Source organism: Paenibacillus eucommiae (genome assembly GCF_017874215.1).
Classification (GTDB): Bacteria; Bacillota; Bacilli; order Paenibacillales; family NBRC-103111; genus Paenibacillus_AI; species Paenibacillus_AI eucommiae.
This window is the reverse complement of record NZ_JAGGLB010000001.1, coordinates 681,027-692,577: the sequence shown is the minus strand read 5'-3', so window position 1 is coordinate 692,577 and position 11,551 is coordinate 681,027. Positions and strand designations below refer to the sequence as shown.

At 43.7% G+C, this 11,551-nt stretch carries 13 protein-coding genes and 1 pseudogene; 11 read left to right on the top strand and 3 right to left on the bottom strand.

Annotated elements, in window-relative coordinates:
• Positions 1-485: 485 nt before the first annotated feature.
• The 7 genes from J2Z66_RS02350 (at position 486) to J2Z66_RS02320 (ending at position 3,875) form a co-directional block, all read left to right on the top strand.
• A complete protein-coding gene (locus J2Z66_RS02350; protein WP_209969569.1) occupies positions 486-806 on the top strand; it encodes a PadR family transcriptional regulator in 321 nt (106 codons plus the stop codon).
• Between the two features lie 2 nt (positions 807-808).
• On the top strand, positions 809-1,156 hold the full coding sequence (locus J2Z66_RS02345; protein WP_209969458.1) for a DUF1048 domain-containing protein: 348 nt from the start codon (positions 809-811) through the stop codon (positions 1,154-1,156).
• A gap of 9 nt (positions 1,157-1,165) precedes the next feature.
• The gene (locus J2Z66_RS02340) at positions 1,166-1,543 is read left to right on the top strand and encodes a DUF1048 domain-containing protein (protein ID WP_209969455.1); all 378 of its coding nucleotides are present in this window, start codon (positions 1,166-1,168) and stop codon (positions 1,541-1,543) included.
• Positions 1,527-2,285 carry an ABC transporter ATP-binding protein gene (locus J2Z66_RS02335; RefSeq protein WP_209969453.1) on the top strand — a complete coding sequence of 253 codons (759 nt, stop codon included), beginning with the start codon at positions 1,527-1,529 and terminating at the stop codon, positions 2,283-2,285. Before J2Z66_RS02340 ends, J2Z66_RS02335 begins: the two co-directional genes overlap by 17 nt.
• A complete protein-coding gene (locus J2Z66_RS02330) occupies positions 2,286-3,053 on the top strand; it encodes an ABC transporter permease (RefSeq protein WP_209969450.1) in 768 nt (255 codons plus the stop codon).
• 424 nt (positions 3,054-3,477) lie between these two features.
• A complete protein-coding gene (locus J2Z66_RS42400; protein ID WP_245375197.1) occupies positions 3,478-3,675 on the top strand; it encodes a hypothetical protein in 198 nt (65 codons plus the stop codon).
• Between the two features lie 8 nt (positions 3,676-3,683).
• Entirely contained in the window at positions 3,684-3,875 is a 192-nt protein-coding gene (locus tag J2Z66_RS02320; protein ID WP_209969447.1) for a hypothetical protein, read from the top strand.
• Between the two features lie 459 nt (positions 3,876-4,334).
• Here the strand turns inward: J2Z66_RS02320 and J2Z66_RS02315 are convergent.
• Positions 4,335-5,325, bottom strand: a pseudogene (locus J2Z66_RS02315) (IS110 family RNA-guided transposase).
• 579 nt (positions 5,326-5,904) lie between these two features.
• On the bottom strand, positions 5,905-6,606 hold the full coding sequence (locus J2Z66_RS02310; protein WP_209969444.1) for a hypothetical protein: 702 nt from the start codon (positions 6,604-6,606) through the stop codon (positions 5,905-5,907).
• Between the two features lie 233 nt (positions 6,607-6,839).
• Here J2Z66_RS02310 and J2Z66_RS02305 point away from each other — a divergent pair, with 233 nt between their 5' ends.
• The 3 genes from J2Z66_RS02305 to J2Z66_RS02295 all read left to right on the top strand — a co-directional run bounded on the left by J2Z66_RS02305 (position 6,840) and on the right by J2Z66_RS02295 (position 9,154).
• Positions 6,840-7,208 carry a BlaI/MecI/CopY family transcriptional regulator gene (locus tag J2Z66_RS02305; protein WP_209969442.1) on the top strand — a complete coding sequence of 123 codons (369 nt, stop codon included), beginning with the start codon at positions 6,840-6,842 and terminating at the stop codon, positions 7,206-7,208.
• Between the two features lies 1 nt (position 7,209).
• Positions 7,210-8,286 (top strand): M56 family metallopeptidase, encoded by a 1,077-nt coding sequence (locus tag J2Z66_RS02300; protein ID WP_209969440.1) that lies wholly within the window; start codon positions 7,210-7,212, stop codon positions 8,284-8,286.
• A gap of 292 nt (positions 8,287-8,578) precedes the next feature.
• Positions 8,579-9,154 (top strand): RNA polymerase sigma factor, encoded by a 576-nt coding sequence (locus J2Z66_RS02295; RefSeq protein WP_209969438.1) that lies wholly within the window; start codon positions 8,579-8,581, stop codon positions 9,152-9,154.
• 629 nt (positions 9,155-9,783) lie between these two features.
• On the opposite strand, the gene J2Z66_RS02290 is transcribed toward J2Z66_RS02295, so the two are convergent.
• Positions 9,784-9,948 carry a hypothetical protein gene (locus tag J2Z66_RS02290; protein WP_209969435.1) on the bottom strand — a complete coding sequence of 55 codons (165 nt, stop codon included), beginning with the start codon at positions 9,946-9,948 and terminating at the stop codon, positions 9,784-9,786.
• Between the two features lie 157 nt (positions 9,949-10,105).
• Here J2Z66_RS02290 and J2Z66_RS02285 point away from each other — a divergent pair, with 157 nt between their 5' ends.
• A complete protein-coding gene (locus tag J2Z66_RS02285) occupies positions 10,106-11,221 on the top strand; it encodes a sialidase family protein (RefSeq protein ID WP_209969432.1) in 1,116 nt (371 codons plus the stop codon).
• The last annotated feature ends 330 nt before the right edge of the window (positions 11,222-11,551 follow it).

Genomic DNA, 11,551 nt, shown 5'->3' with positions numbered 1-11,551 from the left:
CAAATTCGATGCACGATTCAAAAGCTACTTTAATCAATATGGCAATGAGGATTTAGCAGATTTTCTTTACAGCGCAATTATGCAAAATATCAATCGGTAATCATCTCAATGAATGGTAAATGCTCAACAATCACTCCCCAAGGTAGCTTGGACCATGACGATCGTCTATGTGGCCTACAAATGCATGACTCCGATAGTTATTGTAAGTTTGTAGGTCAGTGGGGGCGTGCTACACTGAAAGAAATGAGCCCACTTGTTATGAAAATTAATGATTAAGCTAACGGGTACATTAGTTGAACTATACAAGGAGCAGTTGCCGCGGCAGTTGCTCCTTGTTTTTATTACGCTAACGGGCAGGATAGTTGAACATGTAAAATCCGTGTCAGAGCAAAACGCTATTGACAAACCATCTACTACGTGTTACTTTATAGCAGTAGTAAGTAACACTGCATACCAGTCATACAGAATAGCAAGGGGTGATTGTGCTGGAAAACCTAACGGAAATGCTCAAAGGCGCGCTTGAGGGCTGCGTCCTTGAAATTATAAGCCGCAAAGAAACCTACGGCTACGAAATCACGCGGCGGCTGAACGCCCTCGGCTTCACGGACGTTGTTGATGGAACGGTCTACACCATCTTGGTGCGACTTGAGAAAAATAAGCTCGTGGACATAGAAAAAAAGCCGTCCGATGTGGGACCGCCGCGTAAGTTTTACGCGCTCAACGACGCAGGGCGCGAAGAACTGCGCCGATTCTGGGCAAAATGGGAGTTTGTTTCATCAAAAATTAACGAGTTAAAGGAGGAGTAATAATGAATTTTTGGGAAAAAATTACGGGCAGCGACATGACTAAAGAATTGAAAACTTTTGAATCGCGAGTCAAAAAGCTGCCGGCTGATTATCAAGTGGCATGGAAAAAAATTAATGCCAATCTTTGGCCGCACTCAGATTTCACCGGTCGCAACCTCATGCCAATTCTTGACGGTGTGCTTGGCCTGCTCGAAGAAACGGCGGCGGACGGTCAGAGTGTCCAAGAGGTTTTGGGTGACGATATCAAAGGCTTCTGTTCAGCGCTGGCCGGCGAAGAAGGGGCAAAGTCTTATCGCGACAAGTGGCGCAAGCAACTCAACAATAATATCGCAAAAAAATTAGGTAAATAGGAGGATAAAATGAGCATACAAGATATCATCGAAGGCAAAAAAAAGTGGCGAGCGCACGTGGCGCGTGTCAAAGCGCTCCCGCAAGATTATCAGATTGTTTATAAAGAGATTCAAAAATATCTCTTTAAGGTCGGCCCTGTTGAGCTAACCGACGGGACGGGTTTGCTCTCGGGGATTATCGATCTTTTTGAAGAGGGCGTGGCCTTGGGAAAAGGTGTGCTCGAAGTGACGGGCAGTGACGTAGCGGCTTTCTGCGACGATCTAATCAAAGATTCAAAAACTTACGCTGACATCTATCAAGAATCTGTTGACCAAGAAGTTAACAAGGCCATGAAAAAGGTTACGGATATAACAAAGGGGGGATATCGGGATGGAAAAAGCAATTGAAATGAAAGGTCTGCGAAAGTCTTTCAAGGACACAGATGTCTTAAAGGGCGTCGATTTTGAAGTGAAGCGAGGTGAGATTTTCGCCCTGCTCGGCTCCAATGGGGCAGGCAAGACGACGGTTGTCAAAATCCTCACCACGCTGCTCAAACAAGACAGCGGAACCGCCATTGTAAACGGATTCGATGTCGCGTCAAAACCCGAGAATGTGCGGCAAGCGATCAGTCTGACCGGGCAATTTGCCGCCGTGGACGAAATATTGACCGGACGGGAAAATCTGATCATGATTGCCAAGCTACGATACCTCAAAAATCCGCGTCAGGTTGCGGACGACTTGCTTAAACGCTTCGGCTTGACAGACGCCGCCGACCGCAGGGCGTCTACTTATTCGGGTGGTATGCGCCGCAGGCTCGACATCGCCTTGAGCATTGTGGGAAAACCGCAGATCATTTTCCTTGACGAGCCGACCACTGGGCTTGACCCCGAGGCGCGCATCGAGGTTTGGAAGATTGTCAAGGAGCTTGCCGACGGCGGCACGACGGTACTCCTAACCACGCAGTATCTGGATGAGGCCGAGCAGCTTGCCGACCGAATTGCCATTCTGCACGAGGGTAGGATTATCGCCAGCGGCACGCTCTCGGAGCTAAAAAAGCTGTTCCCACCCGCAAAGGTGGAGTATGTTGAAAAACAGCTGACATTGGAAGAGATATTCCTCGCAATCGTCGGCAAAAAGGAGGAAAAGTAAATGGAGGCGGCAAAGAATCATTTCTTCACCGATATTAGCGTTATGCTTGGACGTTCCATGCGCCATATTTTCCGCAGTATGGACACCATCATCACGGTCTGCATCACTCCGATTGCGATGATGCTGCTGTTTGTCTATGTGTTAGGCGGTGCCATTCAAACCGGAACGGATAACTATGTGAATTACCTGTTGCCAGGCATACTGCTTATGGCTATCGCAAGCGGAATAGCCTATACGGCTTACCGCCTATTTATGGATAAGCAGCGGGGCATATTCGAGCGGTTTCACACCATGCCGATTTCACGTTCCGCCTTGCTTTGGGGGCATGTGCTGACCTCTCTGGTGTCCAACGCCATAACGGTGATCGTCATCATTCTCGCAGCGTTGATTATGGGTTTTCGTTCGTCCGCGGGAATACTGCCATGGCTTGCCGTAGCAGGCATACTCGCATTGTTTACGCTGGCCTTAACTTGGGTCGCGGCGATTGCCGGACTGTCCGCAAAAACGGTGGAAGGTGCAAGTTCGTTTTCCTATCCACTTATCTTCCTGCCGTTTATCAGTTCGGCGTTTGTGCCGACCGAGTCGATGCCGTCGGTCGTTCGCGCCTTTGCCGAAAACCAGCCGGTGACCTCGATCGTGAACGCCATCCGTGCGCTACTGTCAGGTCAGCCGGTGGGCAATGAGATATGGGTCGCTCTTGTGTGGTGCGTCGGGATTTTGCTCGTAGCCTATTTCTTTGCAATGAGGGTATATAAAAAGCGGGTGTGAAAAAACATCATTGTCCGAATGAAGTCCGCGCAAACCGCGGACTTTTTGTTCTGTGTTTATATTTACTTAAAAGTGATAAGATCACTGAGGGATTGTTTATATTCAACTATCGACCGATTTATGCTAATAAGTTTAACAGTTTCTGGGCGTAGATTACGCTAACGAGGAACTTTAGCGCAATAAATACGAAAAGTCGGCAGCCGGTGTTACGGCTGTCGTCTTCTCAACTAACGGGCAGGGGAGTGGAGTAACTCAGTATAGAAATCAGAAGTCATCAGATGATTGTCTATTTTTTGCGAACACGTTGTGTTGACAATGTATTTACGAGTAAGCATTCACGTTATTTTTTCTTTGGTGATAGATTTATCGTATTCATTTCGTATTACATTGTAGGTACCAATAATCATGTAAGGAGGTGGACAAATTGAAAATCACAGAGAACAATGTTGTACAACAAATACAAAACAAAAATGAGAATGCGATTCCTTTCATTATCAAGCAATATGGCGTTGGGCAATCTATAGAAATAAATAATTCTATGTATACAATTTACAATGATGTTGAAATTACAGAGATACCTATCGGGGAAAATATCAATTCCATATTGAGTACAATCATTTAGACCAAGAGATGCCGATTAATAATCCTTGGGTTTTTGATATTGCTGTTCCAACTGAACAGTTAGCAACAACAAGTGAAACTATTCATTTTAATCAAGAAGTACAGCTTGGCAATGGACAATCTATTCGTTTAGATAAAATAATCGTGACACCAATTTCAACGATACTTTATTATGACTGGCCAGAACATTTAAAATTGTAAATGAATCTGGGGCTGAAAGACTACCAAACTCTTCCACTATTTCTCCTGAACTATTTTATAATCGATATGAACCAATTGACTTACAATCAGAGAAATACTATTTAGTGCCGTTTGTGTCGTCAGATAACTATCATGCAACTGATCCAGGTGAAGTGTTGGAGCAAGAGCAATCTATACTGATCAATCCATAATAAGAATAGGTGGCGAATTGGAGATACTATTGATTATTGCATTAACGGAAACAATAGTGAAAAACACCGTTTTTTTGCTTCTCAGCTAACGGGACACGATAGTTGAGGAGCTTGCATTGCCGCAGCTCATTTTTCATTTATTTAAACTACTATGAAGATTCATTGCACCAAAGTATGGAAAAAGGCAGCACTAAAGAAGACGCAGCTCGTTCATTTTTTTTAAAGGGGAGAGCGCCTGAATATCTTTTTATTACAGCTTTATATAGATTCAAGAGGCTTCTGGTTCAGTGATGGTAACGGAGTAGCCTAGTCCTTCAAGTCTGCGTAAAGCATGCCGCACAATGGACTGTCGCCTTTGCTTATCAAAGTAGTCTTCCCCTAGATCAACATACATTTCTTTACGAGTTAGTAGGTAATAGGAGATTCTTAACATGGCATGAGCGACTACAATTCCTGCTCGTTTCCTTCCTTTTCGCGCTGCTGTACGTCTATACAGTGCGCCAAGGTAATTGGTTTTTAATATCTGCACCGATTTCCGTTAAGATTTGTTCAGCCATGCGTGTCGATATGCCGGGGAATTGAATCCAGTCGCTCGATGTCCTCTTGGTATGAACTTACACGCCGCGCAACTTCTTGATCCAGCATATCCATTTGTTCCGTTAGAAAATCGATGTGGGCTTGTGTAACCTTGAAGGGCTAGTTCGAGTTCAGACTTCTTCCGTTTCAGCGTACGTTGGGCCATGCCGGCAAGTTCTTCAGGATCGTCAATGCCTTCAGCAATCGCGCGAAGCATGTTTTTGGATGAAACGCCCATAATATCTGAAACAACAGAGCCCAGCTTGATATTGGCTCTTTCCAGAACTTTTTGGATCCGATTATGCTGCCGGGGACGTTCTTCGATAATGCTCCTGCGATACCGAACAAGCTCTCTTAGCTCCCGTTGAGCACGGTCTGGAATGAAACTGGCTTTAATCAATCCATGACGAAGGAGCTGGCAAATCCATTCTGCATCTTTAACATCGGTTTTACGCCCAGGTACTGCTTTCATATGCTGAGCGTTGACAACTAAAAATTTAGGTGTCTTCTGCTTCGATTAAGTTCACAATTGGCTTCCAGTATACACTCGTACTCTCCATGGCCACATGAGTACATCCGTGCAGCTTTATCCAATCCACTAGCTTAAGCAGGAAAACAGTTTTAGTCGAGAATGTTTGAATCTCCTTTCCTTCAGATGTCATAAAGACGCAAAGAAACAGAATTTTTCTTTATGAATTACGACCCGAGTTCCCTTGGGTGATTAATACAAATGAAGATCGGCCAGCTCAATTGCTGCGCCGGTTTTTTTTTACTAATCAGAAAGTATAGAATTTAAGGGGTACCCTATTTCAGAAAAGTTGTTAGAACAAAGAGATGGAGACGAATGTACTTAAACGAATCTGTCATGAGAATTGGGATGTATTCTACAGTAAGCATATGGAACGAATATGTCAGGTGATTACAAAGGAAGTAGAGAAGTTCCTAGGCGGGGCGGAATATGTACAGGAGGGGAGACATATCACGCTTGGTTTGAGTCTGTCTACAATATCGTTTTGGCTAAGCATTTCGGGTTAAAATGGGAGGGAGAGTTGTGCATTCAGCCAAGCGAGACCATAGAAAGCAAGCTGGATTTACATCGTTAATCGTTATTCTGAAAAGCAAAAAAACGTAAGTTCCAGGACCTCCTTCAGTCCCGGTACTTACGCTTTTTTTTAATGAAAGAGGTAGAGTGTGGTTCAACATAACTGTTCCTTAGAAATAACTACTTTTGGGATAACCTCTTCCCGACCAGCGAAGGCAGATTATGTTGGGTCATCAACTACACTCATTTGCGCATATCCGGTTGTGCTGTACGTACTCACCCGAGCCCCATAGGCTGTGCTGGAATTTGGGTTAGTAAGATATATTTTTCCACCTAACGACATGTTGTTATAATAACCCACGTCCGCACCAGTGTCGATATTCGTGTAACCGCCATTCCAACTTGTACCTGGTAAAGAGTCAGCTTCCATTGTAACTCTGTTGACGCTTGAGAAAAAGGTGTAGAACGGCAGTGTCGCCGAAGTATTCGATGGCTCAAATAGGTAGACAAAACCTACATAATTTGCCACTGGGATCTTCTTGAATTCTTGATTCTCCACCTGAGCTAATCCTTCATTGCGCACATCCTCATTCAATTTAGGAACATCCCAACCCGGAAACAGATCCGAAAATTCAGGAAGCTCTTCATTCGTTCCATCTGGAAGTTCAGCCGAAACCTGACCATCAACAGTCCAAGAAGTGCTGTAAATGATAGTCTTCCTAGCATCCAAGATGGCGTCTTTCCATTCCTCGGGCGCTGCGTCAAGATCGGAATACGCGAGTTGTTCCGATGACAGGGAAGCGTAGGAGTTCTGTTGATCACTCGCAAGCGCAAAGCTTGGAGCCATGAGGACGACGAGTAGAGCGAGAATCGAAAATACCGAGAGAGCCATTTTTTTCATAACCAGTTGCCTCCATTTCATTTAGTATTAAACTCTTGGTTTACCACTTCATTACATATATGTATTAATATATCGATTTGGGGACAAGTTTCTTCAACTATTTTTAAATAGTGCTTCTTTTATAACAATCCAGATTTTATGTTGGATTAAATTTTCAGCAATTATCAAATTTTTTTAAGAGGTTTGACATTTGTTTAAGGCAAATGTAGAATATATTTAAGACAAACGTCTTAAAGGAGTTGATGGGTTGAACAATGAAAAAACTGCCGGATGCGGAGTTTGACATTATGAAAGTGGTGTGGGCCAAAGATACGCCATTAACGACAAATATCATTATGCAACAGCTTGGAAATGAAAGGGGATGGAAAGCGCAGACGGTCATTTCGCTTATGTTTCGGCTAGCGGAACGTGGCTTCATTCGAATTGAAAAAAATGGAAAGATGTCCAATTATTTTCCCCTTATTAGCAAGGAGGAGTACTTGAAATTTGAAACCGGCGACTTTATGGAGCGTTTTCATGCAAATTCCTTCGTCAGCTTGGTTTCTACGTTGTATGCCGGGGAGGAGTTAAAGAACAGTGACCTAGACCAACTGGCAAAGTGGCTGAAAGAAAAGAGGGATTGATATGCAGGGATTTTTAACTAACCTGCTCCAAAGCTCTGTTTCTATGTCGTTGATCACGCTTGTTTATGCGGCAATACTGCCTCTTCTATCAAAACGATATGCAGCAAAGTGGAATTATATGGTTTGGTTACTGGTTGCGGCAGGCTGGGTATTTCCCTTTCGTCCACGGATTGACCTATTGTTTCTCCCTGTGCAAATGCGAGATATCCCTCTAACGCAATCAATTATTAATGACATGCCGTTTATGGACGTAGGCGATAATGTAAGCACTCGAGCGACAATCCCTTTTTGGTGGGTGCTTGCAGTGATTTGGGGGTTAGGTTTTGTAAGTATCGTATTGTATCATGTTCTGCGGCATGGTCGCTTTATGAAGATGGTTCGCCGATGGAGTGAGCCTGTAACCGATTTGAAGGTTTTGGGGATTTTGGACAATTTAAGCTCGGAACTGGGAATTAAAAAACATATTGGGATAAGCGTGTGTGAGAGCGTTTCAAGCCCTATGCTCGTTGGTTTATTCCGTCCTGTCATTTTACTACCTCCTTTTAAAATTTCAATTGATGAATTATCTCTGATTCTAAAGCACGAGTTGATTCATTTCAAACGGCATGACCTCTGGTACAAGGCAATGATTCTGACGGCAACCGCGTTTCATTGGTTCAATCCGGTAGTTTATCTTATGGCAAAAGCGGCAGCGGAACAATGTGAAATCTCCTGTGATTCATTGGTTTTACAGAACGCAGATTTTCATCAGCGAATTCAATATGGTGAATCCATTATTGGTGTTGTCAGGAATGGAGCAAAGCTCCAAACAGCAATATCAACTAATTTTTATGGAGGGAAAAAAGGTATGAAAAATCGTATTTCTTCAATCATGGACTTAAAGCGGAAGAAGGCTGGCGTTTTAATCCTTTGTATGGCGCTGATTGGAATTTTATTAACCGGGACCGCGCTAGCTTCAACTAACACAGATCAAGAATCTATTACTACTGTTGTTTCTGGGACTAATAACAGCGATAGCAATATTAGTAACGAAGTAATCCGCCTCAAGGAGTCGTTGCGAAACCTCTACATCGATTAATTATAATTGCACCAAAATAGTCTATCCGGCAAACCCGTTCTAACTTTAAGTGGGAGATAAGGCATAAGGGAAAGACAACCTTTGTCGGATTACTTTTTTGCTATATAATGGTTATGTTTTCCTTTTAAGTTGTTTATAGGATGAAGGCAAACACCAACACTTAAGGCCCAATCTGTGGGGCCCCTCCAATGCTGTGTTCAATTTGTCAGCGTTCCCAAACAATGGAGCAGACATAGCAGGATTCCACAGCGGCCCATATTGCCCGTATGCAGTAAGCTCCCGCCGGAGGTCGATGATTTCGCCATCAAAAGAGGCCATACTACATAATGATGCCGAAAATAGAAAGGAATACTGTAAAAGAGAAGGTGGTGAGAAGATAGCGCTAAATAATAACCAAAGTCGCGCCATTAAAGCATTATATATGGAAATGTATTATTTATTGTTGGCATATGCACAAAGCCCGCTGAGCGACCGCTTACTGGCCGAAGAAGCTGTTCAGGAGACATTCAGAATTGCGTGTGCTAAAGCCGACAAATTATTATCTAGCCCCAATCCGAATGGTTGGCTATTAATTACGCTAAAGAATGTTATTACTAACAAAGTTCGTAGTCGGGCATATCACAACAGTAAAGTATTTTCTTCCTTGTACTTCGATGAAAACTTCATCCCTGGAGATACTCACGTCCCGAATGTCGATTTTATGTACTCTGACTTGGCCAATAGTGAAGACTATAAATTGCTTAAAATGATTGTTCTGGATAGGTATTCAATGTTGGAGGCGGCCCAAGAAGTTGGAATATCCGTGGAGGCTTGTAAAAAACGAGTTCAGCGAGCGAAGAAGAAGTTGAAAGAACGTTTGAAGGTTTAACCTAGAATTCAGTGCTTGACTTTCAGATCAGTGGCTGGTTGAGGGATACCATAATCTCCTCGACGAATTTTGAAGCGTCTTTTGTAGATTGAGGCGGGGCGTAGGCGTTTTCGAAGAAAGTGCCCCCCATTACGCTAACCGGGTCGATAGTTTGATGCCGATAAGGCTGCCAAGTGGCAGCCTTTTTTTCATTTATTGGAAAGTATAAGTTGTTGGTAAAGATCTGGGTAAATACTTTTAGAATGAGTTAAACGGACAGTCAAAAAAAATAAATTACAACGCCTCTTAATAAGAGACAACGTATAGACTTTAAACACCGGACATAGTATACTTTCTTCAGATTTAGGCCGATAAGCTGGGAGTCGACAAAATTGAATACCCTTATGGGGGATAGCATGTACAAGTATAAGGTGCTAGTTGTTGATGACGAACACAATATAAGAGAGCGTGTAGTGAATAAGATGCCTTGGGCTGATATCGGGTCAAAGAATATATTAACAAAAATTATGATGAATTAATCCGTGTTGAGGAGGTGGTCGGCAGCCTGCATTTGAATCCGAATTATTTCAGTTTGCTTTTTAGGTGTGAAACCAGTTAGAAGTTTGTTGATTATGTGAATGAAATTCTCATCAAAAAAGAATAATGGCCTGATAGACAGGATTACAGTCCTGACGAAGAAGAAGCAGTACAGCTCTAGCCAATTGCTTTTCGAGTATTCGGTTGATGACCGGGTCCTGGCTGGGACTTATCAACGTGCGCTCTGCAATCACCATCCTATCCATTTGTCCGATCATTCTGGCTTATCCTTGGGAACAACGTTACTTTATTAAAGGCATCATGCTGGGATCATTAAAAGGATAAAGGTAAAGCGCAGTAAAGTGATAAACTACTTATAGCAGGGCCAGCTATCATCCAGCTATCATTTTGAACATGAAAAGGAGCAAAATAAGTATGAATCGATTGCAAGTAATCAAACACGTTGAGATTTGCCAGGATCAGCATTACAACTGTTTCCCCAGCGCTATTAAACAAGGTGATGGCACCATCGTTGTAGGCTTCAGACAAGCTACCGATCAGCGGCGTAACTTTGGGCACAACACGCATGTCGATCCGACATCAAAAGCGGTGTATGTGACATCCCTTAATGGAGAGACCTGGGAGCGGCCGCAAATTATTTATGACGATTTTTTTTACGGGGTTCAAGATCCGTGTCTGAATTTGCTGAAGGACGGGACGATATTCGCTACCTTTTTCATGTGGAAAGTGTTTGATGCTGCTGATGTTGCACAGTTAGAACCTAGTGATCATCAATTATTCGGCAAATGGGTTGGCCGGCTGGATCGCGTATACTCGATTCGTTCGACGGATGGGGGAGCTACGTGGGATGAACCGATTCCGTTTCCTTACCAACTCGTTGCGCTGCGGGGCTGCTGCGTGGAAATGGACGATGGATCGATTTTGGCACCGCTTTATGGTGCCGCAGAAGCAGAGAGAACCGAGGGAGTAGAAGGAGCAGGCACGTCAAAAGTAGTTATTGTACGAACAGAGGATCAGGGTAAAACGTGGACGAACTGGTCGACGATTGATGGATGCGATGGCTATGATTTTCAGGAGCCGCATCTGTACCAGACGGAATCGGGCAAGCTGGTCGCGTTTATCCGAACCCATAAGAAGGAGATTGAACCTGGTCAGGAAGCGGACAGAGGTCCCTTGTACACTTCTGAATCCCTGGATAACGGGAAAACCTGGAGTCGTCCACAGGCAAGGCCTTTCTATTCGGAAAGCCCGTTTCAAGCGGTACGTCTGCAAAGCGGCAATGTGCTGTTGACCTACGGCTATCGGCACGAGCCTTATGGCATACGGGCAGCTATCCTTGATGCTGAATGCAACGAGATTAATGAGGCTGAAGACATCATCCTCCGTGAAGACGGAATCAGCACTGACATTGGTTATACGAGTGCTGTTCAATTCGACGATGGCCGAATTTTAATTACGTATTACTACTATGATACCGAAAATAGCTTGAGATATATTGCTGGTACTATTTGTGAGGAAGTAGTTAAGTAGATAGAAGAGAGTTTTATTGATCAGAGTGTCAAGTGCCCAATCCCAAGCGGCAGCATATATGCGAAAAACCGCCCACAAATGTGCTTGAGTGTGCCTGACAACATTGGTGAGTAGCCCGGACTCTCCCGAATTGAGCATATGTTTCAATTAGCGTGTTTTTCATCGTTAAAGTAAGGATGTAGAGAGAAACTGGTGCTCTTAACGATGAGAAAAATCGTTAAAGTAGTAGTTCCTCTCGGTTGTGAACACTGGCGAGGCCATTCTTCATACCCAGCCTATTTGCTCCAGGAAATCTCCTCTAATCAAGAGAAAAACCTTTGCTGGCTGTCC